The following is a 19,228-nucleotide window of genomic DNA, read 5'->3' as shown; positions in this document are numbered from 1 at the left end:
CCCTGAACAGTCGGCTGAAACAGCGTGGAAGATGTACCCTTCCGGGTGTCGCGGCCACCCTTGTCGCGGGGTACACTCCGGAAATTATTCCGGGTGATGCACCGGAGGAGAAAATCCTGATATTCGGGGACAGGAGGGAGGATAATCACCGTTTTGAGCCATCAGCAGTCATAGCACCAGGCTGATTCCTCATCTTTGCCATGAATCCCGGCACCCACCACAGGAATGCGGAAGAGAGGAAGGCAGGGGGTCATACAGATTTTAATAATGAAAAAAAATATTAATTCTACGTCGTTCTTTTCAGCACAATATATAAATACCATGTCACCGATTCCGTCCCTACTATGGAAGGAATATATTTGAAAGTGAAGACACGGGCCGTCCCCAGCCGCGGACGCGCCAGGCTACATGAATCGGTGATAACAAAACTTGGCGTAGAGGTGGGGGAAAATATCGAAATCCAGAGATATCCTCTTGAAGAAGAAGAACACCCCAAACCCCTGGTCCTCTCTGCTTATGCCGACGCAATGGTCGAGGAGGACGTCATACGGATGAGCGCTGAGGATATTGCCAGGCTCGGCATCGCCGAGGGGGATAGCGTCATCGTCCAGAGAAAAATCCCTCTCACCGAGGTGATTACAAAGAAGGCGGGCGCCACCGGAAAGGCCGTCCAGGAAGGGGCGGGCAGGGCAGGAAAGTCCATCGAGGAGGGGGTAAAAGACATCGGCGAGAAGATCAGGCCCGGACCGGGCGAGAAGGAACTCTAAAGGGAGTCATCCATAATGGCCGTAGAGTATGTCTATCCGGCATGGTGGGAGTGGTTTCAGCCGGTTCTTTGGGCGGTTCTCCTCTTTATCGGGCTCATCATCGTCTATTACATCATCCGGGTGATACAGGAGGGGAGAGTGACCCCGCGCCTTGCGGAGATCGAACTGGAAAAGGAGAAACTCAAACTGATGACGCTGGAGTACGCCCACCGGGGGCAGCCGTTTTTCAGGATTCCACCTGAACGGCTGGAAGAGATAAACAAACTTGATGAAGAGAACATCCGGCTGGAAACGGACATCTTTGCCAAGCAGAGTGCCGTTGAGAAGAGAATTCAACGGCTGGAAAATATGGTGAAGAGCACCAAGCTCGACCACATGGTCGAGAAGATAAAAGAAGACGAGAGGAAGATCCGGTGATAGAGATGTATGAGACAGAGATTCCGGAAACGAAACGGAAACATTCATTTTCCGAGACCCTGACCTCGATTCCCGGCACCATCGATTCGAGAATGCCAACGCTTGACAAGCGAATGGACCGCTACTTCGATGAATACATGCCAGGCCTCATTGAGGAATGGGGATTTGTCACCCTCAGCATGCTGGAACAGCTTGAACGTCGACTGGACATGGTCAGCCTGGACATCCAGGTCCTCGAAAAGGGGAGGGCCGCCCTCCAGACCCGGGCCCGGGCAGTGGACGAGGAATTGCGTGGGCTTGAGGAGGAGGTAGAGAAACAATGAGCGGTATTGACAATTACATGAACACCTACTTTGACCGCCGCATGAAAGACATCATCGAGGAGTGGAACCTTGGCACCAGGAGGGATTTCGGGGATTTCACCGAGCGCCTCGGGTTTGTCGAGGGAGAAATACGGGAGCTCAGCGCCTTTGAAAGGGGCGCTGCTGCCCGTCTTACCGTACTGGAGCAGCGGCTTGCCCGGTGCAGGGAGGCGAAGAAATGACGGGGCTAGAGATTGCTCTTCTCATCATTCTCATCATCATTGCCGCATTCATACTGTATTACTACTTCCGGGGGACCGGTGGTCATGTGGCCATCACACGCCCGATGGAGAGCAGGGTGGACGAGTACCTCGACCGGCATTTCGAGATGATGGTCGCCGAATGGTCCCTGATGGACCGGTACCAGGTCAAATCCTTCTGCGCAAACAAGGAGAAGGCCCTTGCGGCGGGCGAAGAGAAGGTGACCGCCCTGAGAACGTTTGAAGAAGAGATGAACACCACCCTTGCCGGACTGGAGGAACGCATCAATGTTCTCGAGAAGCAGATATGCGGCGAATGAGCCATCAGAATCGCCGGAAAATTTCTATGCCCGCCTCAGGGGAAATATTCCGGTGATGCGAAAACAGGGGCAGCCGCCACAGAAGGATCCCTCGACCTTCTCACGGTATTTCTGCGATCTCTGCAATGACTCGTTTCCCCTCACGGATATGAAGCAGTGCAGCCTCTGCGGCAGATGGTCCTGTCCTTCATGCTGGACGGAGCAGTACTATGTCTGCAACTCCTGCCACGGCATCATCCGGCTGCATACCATGGCGACGGCCCCGCCCCGGGCGGGAGTGAAGGAAGAATCAATGCTCAAAGAGGGATAAGAACCTTTTTTTTAGAGAGAGAACCTGGAGGCGGTCCACTGCTTCGAGAAGAAGAGAAGCTTAACTATGGGGGGGCCGTCCCCGGAATCAGGCACTGTGAAAGCCCCTTCGGATGCCGGAGCACAAAGGGACCGACTGCCACAAAAACAAAATAGCATTGCCGCAATCCTTCCTCCATGCGTACCAGCCACGCCCTTCTCCTGCGCATGTGGCATGATGCAGCATTCGATTTCGGACAGGTGACGGTTGAGTATGTCAACCGCGGGGCTCCGGGCGACCGGTCGTCCGTCGCCGGCGGGATCATCGCCGGCCTCGACCGGGACTACTTTACGGTGGCATCCGGGACGGGAGAGGATACCCCCATCCCCTACCACCGCATCCTCAGGATCCTCTACAAGGGCATCCCGGTCTGGGAACGTCCTGCATGATCGGATTGCGGGCATACAGGAGAGTGCTGCGCACCGCGATTTGCTGGCAGGCGGCAGACCCGGACAGGGAAACCTTCCAACCCGCAGTGACCAAAGATTCATTGGGGAGGAGCGGCATCTTACGCAGTATCAGGAGGCGCCAGTAGTGGAGAGTCATAAACTCTATGTCGGAAATCTCAGCCATTCGGTCAGTGAGGATGACCTGAAGGAACTGTTTTCGGAATTTGGCACGATCACGGATATCGAGATGCACGCGGCCGACGGATTCGGATTTGTTACCTACGAAACCCTTGAAGGAGCCGAGCGGGCGCGTGAAGTGATGGCAGGAAAGGAATTCGGGGGGCGGACCCTCAGGGTCGAAGACGCCCGCCCGGTCTTCCTGAGCGGGGAGCGGCATCCCGAGTCCATTATCTGAAGGCCGAAGCCCGGCAATTCAGGCGGCCCGTTTTGCGGGGGGAGACGGACCGGTCGATTCACGTACGGTGCCCCATGCCGAAGTGACCGGAATCCATTTTTTTCAGCGGCACAAGTAAGCGAAGATCATCCTTCCTCTACCAAAACGCCTGCCTACGCCGCAGGCAGAGGCAGGCCTTCGGCCCACTCCCGTATCGCGTCCCAGTTCCGGAAGTCCCCTTCGGGCGACTTCATTGCCTTGATGATCATCCGCATCGGAAGGTTGAGGACCTTGGTGTCCAGTTTTCCCGCAAACATCCCGGTGGCAACGGGTGAAATTATGTCGGTGATACCTTTCGTGGCCTCCGCCATCGTCGCCCGGTTCTCCGGCGTATCCTCCTTCATCGTCAGGCCCACCGAAAAGATGGCAACCGGCACCTCCCGCAGGGCATCGGCATGCTTCTTTACAAAGTCGATTGCATCGCCCAGCCATTTGCCTGCGTAGACGGGGCTCCCGACAACGACCAATCCGTACGACCCAATGTCCACGCCCGAGGTTGTCGCCTCCTTTGCGGCGAGGACGCCGACCTCCACATCGGCCCCCCGGTCACCGAGCATATCCCCGACGGCCTCCGCCACCTCCATCGTCGAGCCGTAGCGGCTCGCGTATACGACCAGTACCCTGGTTGTCATGGGAGAGGATGCGTGTGTGGAGGGATAAAGGGATCGGAGAATTTTGAATTTAAAGAGAACCTTAATTTTTTGAAGACATTCCAGTCACATCAATGCAATTTATTCCGGCACTCATTCCAGAGGATTACATGGCATTAACAACAGGACTCATCCCGTGGTCTCTTCAACAAGTCTGAGGATTGGGTAAAAGATGATCTAAATCCAATAAATCGAGATAGCCATATCCTCAATATGAAACCTAATTTTGAAAAATAAGAAAAATAGGAGTTTCTGATTAAACCGGGTAGAACCTGACTTTCACCAGTTTGTTTCCGCCATTGACGATCTGCCAGAAGTATCCACCATCCGCTTCATACTCATCATACAGATAGTTGAGATAATCAAATACCCATGCTGAGCTTTGTTCATAGAATGGTGAGAATTCGTCAGCAAAAACTCCATAGGTGTCCTGTTTGGGTTCTATATAGAACAGGTCAGTAATTTCATCCCATTCTGTTTTCTTTGTTACACGGACATCGCCAAGATCAAAGAAATAGGTGTCTTCGCCATATTCCTCGGTGTAACCGTCATAATAGACCCAGCCATCGATGTCGGTATAACCACCGGGTTTTCCCCGTGCAACGACAAATACCTTGTATTTACCTTCCGGCAACTGAAGTTCGCAGACTCCGTCACCACCGTTGGCATCAAGGACGGCCCATTCTTCTCCCTGTGAGATCACCATCTTCACACCATCGATGTACATGGGAATACAGGACTCTGTCGCGTCATCATAGTTATCAATGACACCATCACCGTCAAAGTCAATGCAACCATCCAAGTAGATGGATTCTTCAGGCGTGATGTACGGCAGGAAGATGGTGTGTCTGTCTGTGCTACTTGCGCTCCACTCTTCTTTGAGATTCTTCTTGAAGTGGATGTTCAGGTTGTAGTGCTCTCCGTTGATGTCAATTCCTTTCGGAGCCGCACTTACCGCCGTCACCGTCATACCAACGGCAACCAGCAGTACTAATGCTACAACAAATAGTTTTTTCATTCTTCAATCCCCCCCCCAATTTGAGGGACGGTTAAGCGTCGTCTTTCTATTACTTAAGGATGTTGAGAAATAGAAACAAATAAATACCACAATGATATTTTGAAACCAAATCCGGTTTATTCATGGTCTGGAGGAAAGGTCATTTCCTATTCTACACCCATTAGTGTTCAATCCTGACCCTTCCAACGAAAACCCCAAAAAAAACATTTTTCCCGGTGAGGCAGAACCCTGATCCTCAACCCATGTGGTCGCGCGTTGATTGTCAGACAGGGACACCCTTTTCGTCTGAACATCGTCCTGAGTATGATCACTTGAGCGGTTGGCTCACTGTGAACAGGGGTCCGCTCCCTTTCGGCACTTTCGGTACCATTGCAGCGGGGTTTCTACTCCGCCGCCGCTTCCTCTGCCTTCTCCTTCCCCTCGCCATGCCGCTCGCGATAGTCCTCAATCGCCTTGTGCAGGGCATCTGCCGCAAGGTTCGAACAGTGCATCTTTCGCGGCGGGAGCCCTTCGAGTTCGTCGGCCACATCCTGCCTCGTTATTTTATCCGCTTCGTCGAGTGTCTTGCCCTTCGCAAGCTCGGTGACCATGCTGGCCGTCGCAATCGCCGACCCGCAGCCAAACGTTTTGAACTTCACATCCGTCAGGATGCCGTCCTCCACTTTTATGCTCACTTCCATGAGATCCCCGCAGACGGGGTTGCCGACCCTGCCTACGCCGTCGGGGTTTTCGACACTCCCGACATTCCTGGGGTTCATGAAGTGGTCCATCACCTTCTCCGAGTATCCAATCTGGGGAACATCTTCCATTTTTACCCACTCCTTACATCGCGGTTATCATCCGCAGACGTTCAACAGTCTTTCTGACGGCATCAACCACATAGGGAACCTCCTCTGTCGTATTCGACCGCCCCATCATCATGATCATCGAGCCGTGCGCCTCCTCGTGCTTCAGGCCGATGGCAAGGAGGACATGGGACGGTTCCAGCGTCCGGGACGAACATGCCGAGCCCGTCGTCACCTGGATGCCAAAAGCCGTATCGAGGTTGAGGAGGATACTCTCCCCCTCGATCCTGCCAAACCGAAAACTCAGGTGGCCGGGGAGTCGCCCCGTCGCGGGGCCGGTCAGGTGGGCGTCCTCGATCATCAGTATATCCTTCAGGTATGCACCAGCGATTTCATGGAGGCGGCGTCCTTCGGCGCCCATCTCCCGGCCGGCAATCATCGCCGCCTCCCCCATACCGGCGATGGCGAAGAGGTTCTCCGTCCCGGAGCGAATCCCCCGTTCCTGCCCGCCGCCGGGAAGAAGCGTCTGGAGCTTCACCCCTTTTCTGACATACAGGGCGGCGGCGCCCCGCGGGCCGTACATGTCGTTGGAGGACAGTGTCAGAAGATCGATCCCGTCCGCCTGCACATCCACGGGGATTCGTCCCGCTGCCGCCGTCGCATTGACATGGAGATACCGACCCTCTTCATGAACGATGCGACTGACGTCGCGTATCCGTTCGATCGTGCCAATCTCGTCATTCGCATAATTGACCGATGTAACGACCGTATCCTTCGTCACCATCTCTGCCAGCATGTCCAGATCCACATACCCTTCGGGACTGACCGGAACAACATCATACGCATATCCCTGCTTTTGAAGCTCTTTCATCGGGTTTATGACCGAGATATGCTCGACGGCCGACGAGACCACCCTCATCCCCGCTTTATTGTTCCGGAGTGCCGTCCCCCGGATGGCCAGGTTGTTCGACTCGGTGGCACAGCTGGTAAAGAGAATCGTCTCCGGAGACTCCGCATTGATAAGCTTTGCCACCTTCCCCCGTGCCTCCTCCAGCACACGCTTCGCCACCAGCCCCCGCGTGTGCAGGGAGGACGGATTGCCATAGTGCTGCATCAGATAGGGAGAGGCAAAGGCAGCCACCCTCTCGTCGACCGGCATGGCGGAGCTATGGTCCAGATATATCATCCCTCTCCCCCTTTTAGAATGAGATCACCGCGTCCGCCTCAAGGGCGAGGTCATTCAGGGTCGCCGCTCCTGCGATTCGAACTCCCTCAATGAAGTCTCCCCGTTCCATCCCCAGAAGCCGGGTGCTCTGTTCGCAGACATAAAAATCCACCCCGGCTGCCGCCGCCTGATCAATCACTTCACGGAGTGGTGGAAAAGACCCCATACGGATCTTCTCCGCCTCACCTTTTTTCATGACCGTGATGCCCTTGATCATGAAAAAAATACATGCCGAGACGTCCATGGCCACCGCCGTCGCCCCGAGGATGAACGGTCCGTACAACCGCTCCGGCGTATCGGTGCCGCTGGTCTGCACATACAATATCTTCCCCATTTACGTCTTCCTCCTGATATAGAAGGTCATAATTCCCTCCTCCTTCTCAAATTTCACAATCTCATGCCCGGTACGCCGTGCCCACCGGAGGATGTCCTCCTCGGCCGCCGGGTCGTCTGCCTCGACCTTCAGCACCTGCCCGGGGGCAATCTTTTCAATCTCCTCCCTGGTCATGGCAATCGGCATCGGGCAGAACATGCCGATACAGTCTAGTTCGGCGTCGGCCTCTGGTTCAGCAGTCATTGATGAAATGCCCTCCTCTCAAAACACCGGGTATCCGTGACGATATCGGGTGACAGTCCTCCCTATTTCCGGGGGAATATAAAAAGCTAATGACGCCCGCGATGGCGTCGATGGCACAGAAAAATCAATATTTTTCGATCAGCAATACATCGGGCCTCCAGATGGGTTTTACTCCTTTCTGCCGGAGGAGAACAAGTCCTCCGGGTCAATACTGGAGGCCCCGAGGCCCGGAACCACCTGCCGTCTCCCTGAATGGAGCGGTGTATGCCCAAAAAATACGTACAAATTTGGAAAATCCCATTCCCCGGGTGCCGCTCCCGCGGCAGCAGGCAACTGCACTCAGTTATTCGAAGGGGAGTGACCGTCCCCGCGGGCTACATGGCGATAATGATTCAGGGGCACATGCATTTCGAACCGTACACCCTCCCCGGCGAGGCCGGTCTCCACGATGGCAATACCGGTAATCTCCAGAATCTCTCGCACAAGAAAGAGGCTCATCCCCTTCTTCTTCTCATGCCTGCGGTCAAAGATAGTCTCTTTCATCCCGGCGGGGATACCTATGCCGTTGTCCTGGAAGACGATGGTCAGGCCCTCCTCTGTCTCATACGATGTCAGCGTGATCTCCGTTACCGATTCCCCATGCTCAAGTGAATTTTCCACCAGAGTGTAGAACACTGTCTCCAGGAGTGAGTCCGCATACACCTCGAGTCCTTCCACCTCCGAGCTCTGGTGCAGGTGCATGGTATCGAGGTGGGAGATGGCATAGAGATAGGCATTGGTGACATTCTGCCAGGTCGGAGGGACCGCACCAAGGTTCTGGTAGTCCTTTGCAAACCGAATCCAGTGCTCCACCTGCTGGATGAGCGCCTCCTCCTTTTCGAGAAGCACCAAACCCTGGCCATCCTTCATGAACTCCTTTTCCAGTTCTATATATCCGCGAAGGCTGAACATCGCGTTTTTTATGTCGCTGAATGTGATGAGATTGAGGAGATTCTGCTTCTTCGTTGCCAGTTCAAGAATTTTCTCCGTGTGCTTGCGTTCGGAGATATCGCGGTCGATCGCAAGGATCATCTTCTTTGCATCAATCAAGAGGAGACTTCCGTTGATCTCCATAGGAAAGGTTGTCCCGTCCTTGCGTACATGCGTGACCTCTCCACGCACCTCTTCCCCGCCCAATACCCGCTGCATGCGTTCCCCGGCCCCAACCCTTGATTCGGGACTGTCGAGATCGCTGATCCTCATGGTGAGAAGTTCATCCGTGGAGTATCCGTGCATCATCGCCGCCGCCCTGTTTGCAGACACGATCCGCCCTGCATCCTTCCCTTCCGCCTCGAAGATCAAAATGCAGTCCCCCGCCTGTTCGAAGAGCTGCCGGTATTTCTTCTCGCTTACCGCAATCTTCCTTTCGGCGATGACACGCCGCCGTTCGATGAAGAAAAATCCAAGGGCACCGGCAACCATCACCCCAAAGACTGCACCATAAAAGATCGTGTTGAGATAGTCGATCTCCTCCAGGATAACGGAGCTGTCCATGTCGACACCGACGATTCCGACCACATTGCCGCTGCTGTCATGTATGGGGGCGAAACCGGAAAGGACTGTTCCCCACTGGTCGGTCGTAAACTCCTCGTCTGCAGAAAGGCCTTCAAATCCCATGTACATCTCGGGTTCGGCCTCGGGATATGCGTCACCGACGAGGGAGGCGTCATCGGCATAGCCGTAATCCGCATCGACCACGAATTCCAGCAGTCCGTCGTCGTTTTGCATCGTGTAGATGTATAAAATATCAGGCACAGCCATTTTCACCTGGCGGAGCTGATCCCTGATTGCAAGGTACTCCGGCGTGCCTTCACTTCCCACCTGTATCCGGGAGAAGGCATCCCCGTCGATCTGCGATGCGGTGGTACCCGCAACGGACATCAGTTCATCCTGAACCGACTCCATGAGAGCTTCCTGCGACTCCGTGGAGATGGACCAGACTATGCCGATACTTGAGAACAGCATCAGCAGAACCAGCAGAAGGGAGACGGTGCGGGATGCTATCTTACCTGCCATATGCGCTGTACGACGGAAAAATATCGTATAATGGATCTGTTTTCACGGTATGCAATAAGAGTTCTGGATTGAATCGGGCCTTTTCTCATGATTTCCCCTCTAATTTTTTCCGGTCCTTTGCACTTCTGTAACCACAAGGATTCAGACGTTTATTTTGCGTGCTTTGGAGCGAATCAAAGAAGAAGCCATATAATGAGTGATCACTCACTTATTTATGCGCAGATCACCCCGTACCCCGGGGATTCTACCGACGCAATGGAGAGGAGGGATTCGAATGAGCAGGCATTTGTCAGAAGAGAAACGGAAAGCACTGATGGAGGCGGCAATCGATCTCTTCTCGACCCAGGGGTTTCATGCAACCCCGACGAAACAGATATCAGACCGTGCCGGCGTCTCTGCAGGCACCCTTTTCCGGTACTTCAGTACAAAAGAAGAGCTGATCGATTCACTGCATACCTCCATCACTGCCGCACTTGCCGATGCGGTGGATGAGGCGATACGCCCGGGAACACCAGTGGAGGAGCAGATAAAAAATGTGAAGCGTGAGGTGCTCTACTGGATGTTTAAAAATCCGAAAAAGGCCCTCTTCTTCGAACAGTTCTCCTCATCGCCGAATCTCACGGAAAAGACAACGCCGGAGGCGATTTTTGGGATTTCTGCATTGGATGACCTTTATCACAAGGCGGCATCCACCGGACTCCTTGCCGGAATCAACCGCGAGGTCTTCCTGGCACATTTCTGGTATCCGAACTTCATGCTCATCCATCTCCACGCCTTCGGGAGACTCCCCGGCGGTATCGAAGAAACAGTTGAACAGGCGGTCAGGTCGATGTGGTGCGGACTGGCGAAGAACCCATAAGGGTATTTTTCGTCATGGCCCTCCCGCCCCATTCCATCGGACAGTGCACGAAGACGCTCATTGACTTCCACCGGATTTCACCGGACAACAAAATCCAACGACAACACCCAACCGACAGATTACAGGAACGACACAATATGGACAGATTACAGGGATACAGGAAAATGCTTCGTACCGGGGACTGGATCAAATTTTATCCGCTGTTCCCCCTTGCCGGAGCATGCCTCGCCGCCGGCGTCGTCACCGACATGGTAACTGTGGTGGTGCTCTTCTGCTTTGTGACCGCATACGGATTTGTAATAAACAATCTCTATGACGTCGAGATCGACCGGCGCCATGCCGGAAAGACGGCCGGCGGAAAAAATCCGCTGACCGGCAGCGGTGTGACGATGCGGGGAACACAGGTTCTCTGTGCGGCCCTTGCCGTCATTCCCCTTCTCGTCTCATTTGCCATCTCGATTGCCGGATTTCTCTTCACCCTGCTGAGCCTTGCTGCTCTCACCGCCTACTCTGCCCGCCCCCTCCGTCTCAAGGACAGGTTTGCAGCCGACATTCTCTGCCACGGCATCATGTTCGGGGGCCTCCCGTTCCTTGCAGGGTATACCCTCGCGGGGGGGGACCTCACGAGTATCTTTTCCCCGGCAGTTGCCTATGCTGTCCTCTGCACCCTCATCTGCTGTGAAGCACTGATCATCCATGAAATCCTTGATTATCATGAAGACCTGGGAACGACCTATACGACGGTGGTCGGCATCGGGCTCAGGAACGGTGTCGGACTGCTCGCCATTGTTGCAGCACTCTCCGTTGCCGTTCTGGAGGCGACAGCGTGGTGGTTCGGTATCGACACCGTCATCCATGGGATGGCCCTTGCATTCCTCCTTGTCTATCCGGTGTACGGATGCAGGGACATTCTGGTGAAGGAAGCGGAACGCTGGTACGGCTGGTTCCGGAATGACTATGGATTCCGGGTACGGTGAGCGTGATGTTGTCCGTTATCATTCCAACCCTGAATGAAGAAGAGGCATTGGAGGGTTGCCTTAACTCGCTTAACAACCAGACCCTGGACCGCAGTGAGTTCGAGATCATCGTGGTGGACGGAAATTCCACCGACGGCACCCGGACCATCGCCGAAGCACACGCCGACAAGGTGGTCATGCAGGAGAGAAAGGGGATCGGCGGCGCCCGCAAAAACGGGGTTGAAGCATCATGCGGCGACCTCCTCGTCTTTACCGACGCCGATACGCTTCACCCCTCCAACTGGCTGGAACTCATACAGGGCACCCTTGCTGACGGCGGCTACGATGTCTGCACCGGCCCCATCCTCTTCTACGAGCAGACGCTTCGGTCGGAACTTCTCTCCCTCTGGAGAAAACAGTACAACATCTTCCACCTCTTCAACTTCTACTGGCTCATCGGGTCGAATATGGCGATGACGCGTACCAGTTACGACCGTATCAACGGCCATCGGAGCATCTCTCTTCTGGAGGACTATGATCTCTCTGTCCGGATGTTCAAGGAGAAGGATATCCGATGCAGATATGATACCCGGCAGGAGGTGTACACCTCGGCACGGCGCCTCCAGAATCTCTTCACGTACACGCTCGTCTATTTTTACGGGCATTATCACTACCATTTCACCCGCGATTATCAGCGTCTCCTCACCTACCCCCGGTTCGACAAGATGGACCGCGAGGTGATACTGGATGTAACCGGCATACGGGAGCTGAACCACAAACTCGAGGAGATCCAGGAGAAGATCAGCAGGAATATCGACGGGATTGAAGGGAAACTGAGCGGGAAATAACACTATTCCAACATTTTTCATTTTTTTTTGCCATCGAATTCAAGAGCCGTCGCCACGTGCATGGACAGGGAGGAGAGGTGAAAGCCACCTGTTTCGGTCATTCCCATGAAAGGAATGGGCGATCATTCATTCCACAGGAATTGTCAAATACCAAAAGGGAGATTGGTGCCTGTATCATGGGCGGACCAAAATATCTCACAAATATCAGGGACATTCCCCAGTTGTCTGAAGAAGAACATCTCCGCCTCGGAAAGGTGACAGAAAAATTCCCTTTTCGCTCAAACACCTACTATCTCTCCCTTATTAACTGGGAGGACCCGGACGACCCCATCCGAAGGATTGCCATCCCCGACCCGAAGGAGCTTGAGGAATGGGGAAGCCTTGATGCTTCGCAGGAGAGTGCCTATGTGGTTGCTCCCGGCGTCGAGCATAAATATGACCAGACCGCCCTTCTCCTCCTTACCAACCGCTGTGCGGGGTACTGCCGCTACTGCTTTCGAAAGCGCCTCTTCATGCGGATGAACACCGAGGTGGCACGGGATCTCTCGCAGGGACTTGCATATATAAGGGCCCACCCGGAGATAACGAACGTTCTTCTTTCCGGCGGGGACCCGCTCTTTCTCTCCACCCGGCGTCTTGAGGCGATCATCCGGGAAGTCAGGGCTATCGAGCATGTGAAGATCGTCCGCATCGGATCACGGATCCCCGTCACAAACCCGTACCGGGTGATGAACGACCCCTCGCTGCTGGAGATGATCCGGAAGTTCAGCACCCCGGAACAGCGCATCTATGTCGTCACCCATTTCGTGCATCCGCGGGAACTGACGGATGTGGCTATCGAGGGACTCGACCTCCTCCAGAAGGCAGGCGCCATCCTCGCCAACCAGACACCACTCCTCCGCGGGATCAATGACAACCCCAGTGTCCTCGCCGACCTCCTGCGAAACCTCTCCTTTGCAGGTGTCGCCCCGTATTATATCTTCCAGTGCCGCCCGACTCTTGGAAACCGCCACTTTGCCGTTCCCGTGGAAGAGGCATATCAGATATTTGAGCAGGCAAAATCGCACTGTTCAGGGCTTGCGAAACGGCCGGTCTTTGCGATGTCGCACCGGACGGGAAAGATCCGCACCATCGGGCTCGACGATGAGTGCATCTACTTCAAGTACCATCAGGCCGCCCGCCGGGAGGATATTGGGAAGTTCATGGTATTCCCCCGCAACCCGGACGCCGTGTGGTTTGATGATTATCCAGAGCTTCTCCGGGAGTGCAGGGTGCCGGTGGATGAACCGTCTGAAAGGTAGCGGCCGAACATGCCACATCCACCCCCGGGCATCGCCAGCCTGCTCATCTCCGCATAGATCCCCTCAATTTACGTATTTAAAAATTTATCATAATAAATAAGACTAAATTATTATTGAGTAATACTTTCAAATGGATGTGATCTGCGTCGGTTCCCTATAACCCATTCGATACAGCTCATCACAAACGAGACACACCACGTCTGTTCACGCACCCCCGGCACTGCTCACATCCATATTTTCCAGTGCATCATCTGTCCTTTTGCTGACGTATAAAAATGGAGAGGGAATTCTCAGAGATACAGGGAGAACCCGTGAAGGTGGGCGGGAAGTTGACTGGTGGTTAATGTCACCTGTTCCACACCGCCCGTCTGCCCCAGACGGACAGACGAGAGCCCCGGCCCGTAGCCATCTCCTACCACCACCCGGCCCCTCAGGTCAGGGAGAGCAAACGTGGTTCTCCCGTCTCCACCGTAGGTTGTCCCGAGGATGGAGAACAGGGCCGCATTCTGGCTAATCGGAAGTAGCTGCCCCTGACAGAACGCCCAGTTCCGGGGGGCAAAATTACCGGCAAAGAGGGTCACCTCTCCCAGAGTCCCTTCGCCGATGCCACTTGCAACAACAAGACCCTCGTCATCGCCACTTGCCGAAGCAAAGGAGCGTGCTGGATACAGTCCCTGCATACAGATGATATAATTCAGCCCCATATAGGGCGCACGGTTCTCATGTGCCTGTGAACCTCCGGCCACTTCCGTGGCATATTCCGTCCCCGTAAGGGTCTGCATATCCCCTTCGAGCGTGCTCACATTCCCTTCCAGCAATGCAAGAGCTCCCTCCAGTACAGTAATGTTCGCTTCAATCGTGCTGATTCGCGCCTCGATTTCACTGAGATCTGCGCCTTCGTCGAGGTGCTCGTTGATCTCATCAATCTCGCTTTGAATCGCAACCAGTTCTCCACGGATCTCCTCCACCGAAAGTTTCTGATCTTCGGGCGGTGCCGCCACCGCCGTCCCGGCAAGAACCAGAACGGCAAGTATCAGAATTCCTCCAACTAAAAAATGTTTCTTCATCAGGATCACCCCCCCTCAGTCCGACATTGATCATCCCGTCTGAGGTTACGGGAGAATTGTCCCCCCGCCCAATAATGGTTCTGCCGGCTTTCGATGAAACCCTGATTGCACCGTATGCCCTGATGACAACTCATCCGTGGCTGGTTACACTATCTGCATGCAAAAAAGGGTACAATTTCCCAATTTTTCAGAGGCGCAGCCTGCCGATTAAAAAAATTGGCGGGGACAGGCACCGTATCTATTTGTTCTTCAGTTTTGCAATCGCCTCTTCCGCCGCTCTTCTCACATCCTCACGTTCGTCCTTGAGAAGCGGTGTCAGTGGCTCGACTGCCTTCGGGTCGCCCAACTGGCCGAGTGCCCAGGCCGCATGCGCCTTGACATCGTGATGGGTGTCGTTCAGGAGAGGTATGAGCGGGTCTATCGCACGGGAGTCGCCAATCTGGCCAAGGGAATGGGCCGCCCCCTGCCGCAGCCATTTTTCTTCGGATGTCAGACAACCGATGAGAGGTTCGACCGCCCGTTTGTCTCTTAGCATGCCCAGCGATTTTACCGTGACATACTGCACTTCAAGAGCCTTATCTTCCAGTGCTCCTATGAGAGGAACTACCGCCCGCTTGTCCCCGATCTCGCCCAGGCGGGTGGCCGCCTTTCTCCGGTAGAGCTGGTGAGGATTTTTTAGGAGTCTGATGTATTCCGGCACATCGTCCCGCCGCGTCTTCATATATGCCAGAATCTGCTCGCGATCCCTTGTGATGTCACCCGTCTGCCTGAGCATTTTATTTTGCATATCTCCCCTCCTGTACCTGAAACTTTCCGGTAAGAATATAAATATCTGGTGCCGGGTGGATGTTCCCCACTTACCGGCACACAACATCAAAGGCACGGTCGAGAATCTCAATTCCGGTATCGATATCCTCCTTTTCGATGAGGAGCGGCGGAGAGAAACGAATGACCGATTCGCCCGCGGGAAGCAGTGTCAGTCCGTTTTTGAAGGCTTCATTCAGAACCGCATTGCGCTCCTCCCTGGCGCGCTGCTTTGTTTCCCTGTCCCGTACAATCTCGATGCCGATCATCAGTCCGATGCCGCGTATGTCGCCGATGATCTCGTATTTCTCCCTGAGGATCATGAGACGATCCATCAGGTATGCTCCCATCTCCATGACGTGATCCCCAAACCCGGGGGCATCCAGGATATTCAGGACTGCAAGTCCCGCGGCACACGATACATTGTTACCACCGAAGGTGCTGGCATGGGAACCGGGGGGCCAGGTCATGATCTCATCGGACGCAACCGTCACGCCGAGGGGATACCCGCCGCCGATTGCCTTAGAGAGGGTCACGATATCGGGGACAACCCCAAAGTGCTCCGACGCGAGGAACCGGCCCGTCCGCATGCATCCGGACTGGACCTCATCGACGATGAGGAGAATGCCGTGTTCATCACAGATTTCCCGGAGCTGACGTAGAAAGTCCTTGGGCGGAACGATATACCCTCCTTCCCCCTGGACGGCTTCGACAACGATTGCCGCCACCTCCTCGGGGGAGACCTCGGTCCGGAAGATCTCCTCTTTTATATAACGGATGACGTCCACATCACAGGTTCCGGTGCTGAACCCGAAGGGACGATACGGGTCGGGATATGGGACATGGATCACGGGCAAAAACGGGCCGAATCCCTTACGCTGGATGACCTTGGCCGCAGTCAGGCTCATTGCACCATAGGTCCTGCCGTGAAATCCCCCATAGAAGGAGATGAAGTATTTGCGCTGGGTATGATAGCGGGCAAGTTTCATCGCCGCCTCCACCGTTTCGGCTCCGGAATTGGAGAGATAGATTCGGTCGAGCCCGGCGGGGAGCATTGAGACCAGTTTTTCCGCAAACCGGATGGGCATTTCGGAACAGAAATCGAGAAATGCCCCGTGAGAGAGCTTCGGAACCTGTTCCGTAACAGCCCGTACCACATCAGGGTGATTCCATCCGACATTCATCACGGCAATCCCCGCGGAGAAGTCGAGGTACCGGTTGCCGTCGACGTCCCAGAGGTTCATTCCCTCCGCACGGTCGAGGACGAGCGGATACTCGCGCACCATACACTGCGAGATCACCTCCGCATCACGTTCAAGAATGGCACGTGCCCTGGGCCCCGGGGGTTCGGTTGTAATGAGAGGTTGCATGCTCTAAGATATGCTCCAGGTTCATAATACCTGCAGTCGCCCGAAGGGAGGTGACATCCACTCATCCCCGTTCGGTCGCCGGCACGTATCCATATTTTTATCAGCTGCTCGGCAAACGTTTTAAAGCAATTAATTGGTTTTGCCATGAAACGGATCCTTCTTGTTGATGACGAGCCGGCACTGTTGGAGATCGGGAAAATTTTTCTCGAGAAAACAGGGGATATGCAGGTGATATCGGCCACGAATGCACCAGATGCTCTGGAACTGCTCTCGTCAGAACCGTTCGACGCCATCATTTCCGATTACGAGATGCCGGGAATGAACGGCATAGAATTTCTTCAGGCAGTCCGTACAAATGACCCGCATATCCCGTTCATCATATTTACCGGGAGAGGCCGCGAAGAGGTGGCCATCGAGGCCATAAACAGCGGTGCAGATTTCTATCTCCAGAAAGGAGGGGCTCCGAAAGCACAGTTTGCCGAACTGGTCCATAAGATCAACCAGGGGGTGCGGCGACGTACATCGGAGAAGAAAAACGCTCACCTCAACAGCGTTCTTCTCGCCATAAGAAACGTTCACCAGCTGATCAGTATGGAGAAGGATCCTGATCAGCTCATACACCGGGTCTGTGAACTGCTGACGGAAACACGAGGATACCATCATGTATGGATCGGACTCTCCGATGAATCGCTCCCCTTCGTGAAATTTGCAGAATCGGGCATCGGAACTGATTTTGTCCATTTCAGGGAGGAGATCATAGAGGGCAGGTTTCCCTCATGCATGAAAAAGGCCCTGAATACAGGGGGGCTCGTCATGTACGACAAACCCGAAGTTACCTGTTCCTCGTGCCCGCTCTATGCCGAGCACAGGTACATGAGCAATATGATCGTCAGGATCATGAGCAGGGGTCGCATGTTCGGGGTCATATCGGCATCCCTCCCGAAACAATTTGCAGAAGACGAGGATGAGCGTAAACTCTTTGCAGATCTGGCAGACGACCTTGCCTTCGCCTTCCACGCCATGGAGTCGGCTGAAAAACAGAGAACGGCCGAGGCAGCCCTCCAGCGCTCGGAAGAACTCTACCGGACCCTCTTTGAGACGACCGGCACGGCGACGGTAATCCTTGAAGACGACCTCACCGTCTCCCACGCCAACAGGGAAATGGCCCGGCTCTCGGGATACCCGCTTTCCAATATCGAACGGAAGATCAAATGGACGTCCGTGGTTTGTGAAAAGGATCTTCCCCGGCTCATGGAATATACCCGTCTTCGCCATATCGACCCCGCAGGTGTCCCGAATAACTACGAATTTTCAATAAAAAGTGCCAGCGGCCAGATTATTGATGTCTTTGGCACGGTAGCCCTCATCCCCGGAACCCGCCAGACCGTTGTGTCAATCATGGACCTGCGCAAACTTAAGGAGGCGGAAGGGGCCCTGCAGGAGATGACCCTTATCAAGGAGAATGCCATCGAATCCTCCCCCACGGCCATATCCATCCTCGACCCCGAGGGAAACCTTACCTACGTGAACAGGGCATTCAGAAAGATGTGGGGATATGATGCGGAAGAAGACCTGACAGGACAGAGGGGAAAGGTCATCATGCTCGCAGAGGAGGGAAAATCAGAGGAAATGGCAGAGTTCTGGAAGACGGGTTCGGTCATCGGAGAATACGAGGTGAAGAAAAAAGACGGAACGCCCTTTTTCATCCATATATCTGCAAAGATTGTGAAAACACAGGATGGGAATCCGCTCTTCATCATCGCTTCGATGATCGATATCACCGACACCAGGAACTACCGTGAAGCCCTGCAGCGGGCAAATGAGAAGCTCAATCTCCTCTCCGACATAACCCGCCACGACATCCTGAATCACCTCACGGCCCTTCTCGGCTACCTCGAGCTGATGAAGGACGTTACACAGGATGAAGCTCCGGCCTATATCGCAAAGGTTGAGGACCTTGCAAAGACGATCGAGACACAGATCTCGTTTACCAGCGACTACCAGCACATGGGGGTGCTTGCCCCCCGGTGGCAGCGTATCGACCACATCGTCAACGAGGTCTCGACCGAATCGGGCCTCTCCTCGCTGGAGATCATTTCCGCGACGGGTCCGCTGGAGGTCTATGCAGACCCGCTCCTCACCAAGGTCTTCGTCAACCTCATTGACAATGCCCTGCGCCATGGTGAGCATGTAAGCCGCATCACCATCTCATTTCATACGACACCTGCCGGTGGCGTCCTGACCATCGAGGACAATGGAAAAGGTGTCCCCGCAAGGCTCAAGACCAAAATATTTGATCGTGGATTCGGGCGCAACACAGGGTACGGACTCTTTCTGGTCCGGGCCATCCTCGACATCACCGGCATTGCCATTCATGAAACAGGAACGGAGGGAGAGGGAGCACGGTTTGAGATTTCCATGGGGCCCGATCTCTTCCGGTTTGCGTGAATAACGT

General features: G+C 54.5%; 23 protein-coding genes. 13 read left to right on the top strand and 10 right to left on the bottom strand.

Features of this window, described 5'->3' with window-relative positions; genetic code table 11:
* The first annotated feature begins 344 nt into the window (after positions 1 to 344).
* The 8 genes from AZH53_RS00395 to AZH53_RS00360 all read left to right on the top strand — a co-directional run bounded on the left by AZH53_RS00395 (position 345) and on the right by AZH53_RS00360 (position 3,219).
* Entirely contained in the window at positions 345 to 767 is a 423-nt protein-coding gene (locus tag AZH53_RS00395; RefSeq protein ID WP_319641578.1) for a hypothetical protein, read from the top strand.
* A gap of 15 nt (positions 768 to 782) precedes the next feature.
* Positions 783 to 1,184, top strand: coding sequence for a hypothetical protein (locus tag AZH53_RS00390; protein ID WP_319641577.1), 402 nt, complete (start codon positions 783 to 785; stop codon positions 1,182 to 1,184).
* Between the two features lie 5 nt (positions 1,185 to 1,189).
* Positions 1,190 to 1,507 (top strand): hypothetical protein, encoded by a 318-nt coding sequence (locus AZH53_RS00385; protein WP_319641576.1) that lies wholly within the window; start codon positions 1,190 to 1,192, stop codon positions 1,505 to 1,507.
* Positions 1,504 to 1,728, top strand: a complete 225-nt coding sequence (locus tag AZH53_RS00380) for a hypothetical protein (protein WP_319641575.1) — start codon at positions 1,504 to 1,506, stop codon at positions 1,726 to 1,728. The genes AZH53_RS00385 and AZH53_RS00380 overlap by 4 nt, the downstream gene beginning before the upstream one ends.
* Positions 1,725 to 2,066 (top strand): hypothetical protein, encoded by a 342-nt coding sequence (locus AZH53_RS00375; protein WP_319641574.1) that lies wholly within the window; start codon positions 1,725 to 1,727, stop codon positions 2,064 to 2,066. Before AZH53_RS00380 ends, AZH53_RS00375 begins: the two co-directional genes overlap by 4 nt.
* Before the next feature lie 55 nt (positions 2,067 to 2,121).
* Positions 2,122 to 2,376: a hypothetical protein gene (locus AZH53_RS00370; protein WP_319643609.1), complete on the top strand. Its 255-nt coding sequence runs from the start codon at positions 2,122 to 2,124 to the stop codon at positions 2,374 to 2,376.
* A gap of 176 nt (positions 2,377 to 2,552) precedes the next feature.
* The gene (locus AZH53_RS00365) at positions 2,553 to 2,804 is read left to right on the top strand and encodes a DUF504 domain-containing protein (protein WP_319641573.1); all 252 of its coding nucleotides are present in this window, start codon (positions 2,553 to 2,555) and stop codon (positions 2,802 to 2,804) included.
* A gap of 145 nt (positions 2,805 to 2,949) precedes the next feature.
* Positions 2,950 to 3,219, top strand: coding sequence for an RNA recognition motif domain-containing protein (locus tag AZH53_RS00360; protein ID WP_319641572.1), 270 nt, complete (start codon positions 2,950 to 2,952; stop codon positions 3,217 to 3,219).
* A 152-nt stretch (positions 3,220 to 3,371) separates the two neighbouring features.
* On the opposite strand, the gene AZH53_RS00355 is transcribed toward AZH53_RS00360, so the two are convergent.
* The 7 genes from AZH53_RS00355 to AZH53_RS00325 form a co-directional block, all read right to left on the bottom strand.
* A complete protein-coding gene (locus AZH53_RS00355) occupies positions 3,372 to 3,890 on the bottom strand; it encodes a flavodoxin domain-containing protein (RefSeq protein ID WP_319641571.1) in 519 nt (172 codons plus the stop codon).
* 274 nt (positions 3,891 to 4,164) lie between these two features.
* Positions 4,165 to 4,926, bottom strand: coding sequence for a hypothetical protein (locus AZH53_RS00350; protein ID WP_319641570.1), 762 nt, complete (start codon positions 4,924 to 4,926; stop codon positions 4,165 to 4,167).
* A 383-nt stretch (positions 4,927 to 5,309) separates the two neighbouring features.
* Entirely contained in the window at positions 5,310 to 5,735 is a 426-nt protein-coding gene (nifU, locus tag AZH53_RS00345) for a Fe-S cluster assembly scaffold protein NifU (RefSeq protein WP_319641569.1), read from the bottom strand.
* Between the two features lie 13 nt (positions 5,736 to 5,748).
* Complete coding sequence (locus AZH53_RS00340) at positions 5,749 to 6,897, bottom strand: cysteine desulfurase family protein (RefSeq protein ID WP_319641568.1); 1,149 nt, start codon at positions 6,895 to 6,897, stop codon at positions 5,749 to 5,751.
* 13 nt (positions 6,898 to 6,910) lie between these two features.
* A complete protein-coding gene (locus AZH53_RS00335) occupies positions 6,911 to 7,270 on the bottom strand; it encodes a DsrE family protein (RefSeq protein ID WP_319641567.1) in 360 nt (119 codons plus the stop codon).
* Positions 7,271 to 7,513, bottom strand: coding sequence for a sulfurtransferase TusA family protein (locus AZH53_RS00330; RefSeq protein WP_319641566.1), 243 nt, complete (start codon positions 7,511 to 7,513; stop codon positions 7,271 to 7,273). It abuts the gene before it with no gap.
* Between the two features lie 339 nt (positions 7,514 to 7,852).
* Positions 7,853 to 9,568: a PAS domain S-box protein gene (locus tag AZH53_RS00325; protein ID WP_319641565.1), complete on the bottom strand. Its 1,716-nt coding sequence runs from the start codon at positions 9,566 to 9,568 to the stop codon at positions 7,853 to 7,855.
* Between the two features lie 274 nt (positions 9,569 to 9,842).
* Here AZH53_RS00325 and AZH53_RS00320 point away from each other — a divergent pair, with 274 nt between their 5' ends.
* The 4 genes from AZH53_RS00320 to AZH53_RS00305 all read left to right on the top strand — a co-directional run bounded on the left by AZH53_RS00320 (position 9,843) and on the right by AZH53_RS00305 (position 13,532).
* Positions 9,843 to 10,427: a TetR/AcrR family transcriptional regulator gene (locus tag AZH53_RS00320; RefSeq protein ID WP_319641564.1), complete on the top strand. Its 585-nt coding sequence runs from the start codon at positions 9,843 to 9,845 to the stop codon at positions 10,425 to 10,427.
* Positions 10,428 to 10,564: 137 nt separating this feature from the next.
* The gene (locus AZH53_RS00315; RefSeq protein ID WP_319641563.1) at positions 10,565 to 11,404 is read left to right on the top strand and encodes a UbiA prenyltransferase family protein; all 840 of its coding nucleotides are present in this window, start codon (positions 10,565 to 10,567) and stop codon (positions 11,402 to 11,404) included.
* Positions 11,405 to 11,409: 5 nt separating this feature from the next.
* Positions 11,410 to 12,231, top strand: a complete 822-nt coding sequence (locus AZH53_RS00310; protein WP_319641562.1) for a glycosyltransferase — start codon at positions 11,410 to 11,412, stop codon at positions 12,229 to 12,231.
* Between the two features lie 176 nt (positions 12,232 to 12,407).
* A complete protein-coding gene (locus AZH53_RS00305; protein ID WP_319641561.1) occupies positions 12,408 to 13,532 on the top strand; it encodes a KamA family radical SAM protein in 1,125 nt (374 codons plus the stop codon).
* A 290-nt stretch (positions 13,533 to 13,822) separates the two neighbouring features.
* Here the strand turns inward: AZH53_RS00305 and AZH53_RS00300 are convergent, their stop codons facing one another.
* The 3 genes from AZH53_RS00300 to AZH53_RS00290 all read right to left on the bottom strand — a co-directional run bounded on the left by AZH53_RS00300 (position 13,823) and on the right by AZH53_RS00290 (position 16,773).
* Complete coding sequence (locus AZH53_RS00300) at positions 13,823 to 14,599, bottom strand: tail fiber protein (protein WP_319641560.1); 777 nt, start codon at positions 14,597 to 14,599, stop codon at positions 13,823 to 13,825.
* A gap of 238 nt (positions 14,600 to 14,837) precedes the next feature.
* On the bottom strand, positions 14,838 to 15,386 hold the full coding sequence (locus AZH53_RS00295; RefSeq protein WP_319641559.1) for a HEAT repeat domain-containing protein: 549 nt from the start codon (positions 15,384 to 15,386) through the stop codon (positions 14,838 to 14,840).
* A gap of 70 nt (positions 15,387 to 15,456) precedes the next feature.
* Complete coding sequence (locus AZH53_RS00290; RefSeq protein ID WP_319641558.1) at positions 15,457 to 16,773, bottom strand: acetyl ornithine aminotransferase family protein; 1,317 nt, start codon at positions 16,771 to 16,773, stop codon at positions 15,457 to 15,459.
* A gap of 144 nt (positions 16,774 to 16,917) precedes the next feature.
* Here AZH53_RS00290 and AZH53_RS00285 point away from each other — a divergent pair, with 144 nt between their 5' ends.
* Positions 16,918 to 19,221, top strand: a complete 2,304-nt coding sequence (locus tag AZH53_RS00285; RefSeq protein WP_319641557.1) for a PAS domain S-box protein — start codon at positions 16,918 to 16,920, stop codon at positions 19,219 to 19,221.
* The last annotated feature ends 7 nt before the right edge of the window (positions 19,222 to 19,228 follow it).

This window comes from Methanovulcanius yangii (genome assembly GCF_018687785.1).
GTDB lineage: Archaea > Halobacteriota > Methanomicrobia > Methanomicrobiales > Methanomicrobiaceae > Methanovulcanius > Methanovulcanius yangii.
This window is presented reverse-complemented; position numbering and strand designations above follow the sequence as displayed.

What these genes read in the sequence shown, in the direction of transcription:
- nifU (WP_319641569.1), bottom strand. Translation starts at nt 5,735, where the DNA reads ATGGAAGATGTTCCCCAGATTGGATACTCGGAGAAGGTGATGGACCAC.
- AZH53_RS00350 (WP_319641570.1), bottom strand. Translation starts at nt 4,926, where the DNA reads ATGAAAAAACTATTTGTTGTAGCATTAGTACTGCTGGTTGCCGTTGGT.
- AZH53_RS00295 (WP_319641559.1), bottom strand. Translation starts at nt 15,386, where the DNA reads ATGCAAAATAAAATGCTCAGGCAGACGGGTGACATCACAAGGGATCGC.
- AZH53_RS00310 (WP_319641562.1), top strand. Translation starts at nt 11,410, where the DNA reads ATGTTGTCCGTTATCATTCCAACCCTGAATGAAGAAGAGGCATTGGAG.
- AZH53_RS00290 (WP_319641558.1), bottom strand. Translation starts at nt 16,773, where the DNA reads ATGCAACCTCTCATTACAACCGAACCCCCGGGGCCCAGGGCACGTGCC.
- AZH53_RS00340 (WP_319641568.1), bottom strand. Translation starts at nt 6,897, where the DNA reads ATGATATATCTGGACCATAGCTCCGCCATGCCGGTCGACGAGAGGGTG.
- AZH53_RS00315 (WP_319641563.1), top strand. Translation starts at nt 10,565, where the DNA reads ATGGACAGATTACAGGGATACAGGAAAATGCTTCGTACCGGGGACTGG.
- AZH53_RS00330 (WP_319641566.1), bottom strand. Translation starts at nt 7,513, where the DNA reads ATGACTGCTGAACCAGAGGCCGACGCCGAACTAGACTGTATCGGCATG.
- AZH53_RS00390 (WP_319641577.1), top strand. Translation starts at nt 783, where the DNA reads ATGGCCGTAGAGTATGTCTATCCGGCATGGTGGGAGTGGTTTCAGCCG.
- AZH53_RS00355 (WP_319641571.1), bottom strand. Translation starts at nt 3,890, where the DNA reads ATGACAACCAGGGTACTGGTCGTATACGCGAGCCGCTACGGCTCGACG.
- AZH53_RS00325 (WP_319641565.1), bottom strand. Translation starts at nt 9,568, where the DNA reads ATGGCAGGTAAGATAGCATCCCGCACCGTCTCCCTTCTGCTGGTTCTG.
- AZH53_RS00385 (WP_319641576.1), top strand. Translation starts at nt 1,190, where the DNA reads ATGTATGAGACAGAGATTCCGGAAACGAAACGGAAACATTCATTTTCC.
- AZH53_RS00375 (WP_319641574.1), top strand. Translation starts at nt 1,725, where the DNA reads ATGACGGGGCTAGAGATTGCTCTTCTCATCATTCTCATCATCATTGCC.
- AZH53_RS00285 (WP_319641557.1), top strand. Translation starts at nt 16,918, where the DNA reads ATGAAACGGATCCTTCTTGTTGATGACGAGCCGGCACTGTTGGAGATC.
- AZH53_RS00395 (WP_319641578.1), top strand. Translation starts at nt 345, where the DNA reads ATGGAAGGAATATATTTGAAAGTGAAGACACGGGCCGTCCCCAGCCGC.
- AZH53_RS00335 (WP_319641567.1), bottom strand. Translation starts at nt 7,270, where the DNA reads ATGGGGAAGATATTGTATGTGCAGACCAGCGGCACCGATACGCCGGAG.
- AZH53_RS00300 (WP_319641560.1), bottom strand. Translation starts at nt 14,599, where the DNA reads ATGAAGAAACATTTTTTAGTTGGAGGAATTCTGATACTTGCCGTTCTG.
- AZH53_RS00365 (WP_319641573.1), top strand. Translation starts at nt 2,553, where the DNA reads ATGCGTACCAGCCACGCCCTTCTCCTGCGCATGTGGCATGATGCAGCA.
- AZH53_RS00380 (WP_319641575.1), top strand. Translation starts at nt 1,504, where the DNA reads ATGAGCGGTATTGACAATTACATGAACACCTACTTTGACCGCCGCATG.
- AZH53_RS00305 (WP_319641561.1), top strand. Translation starts at nt 12,408, where the DNA reads ATGGGCGGACCAAAATATCTCACAAATATCAGGGACATTCCCCAGTTG.
- AZH53_RS00370 (WP_319643609.1), top strand. Translation starts at nt 2,122, where the DNA reads ATGCGAAAACAGGGGCAGCCGCCACAGAAGGATCCCTCGACCTTCTCA.
- AZH53_RS00320 (WP_319641564.1), top strand. Translation starts at nt 9,843, where the DNA reads ATGAGCAGGCATTTGTCAGAAGAGAAACGGAAAGCACTGATGGAGGCG.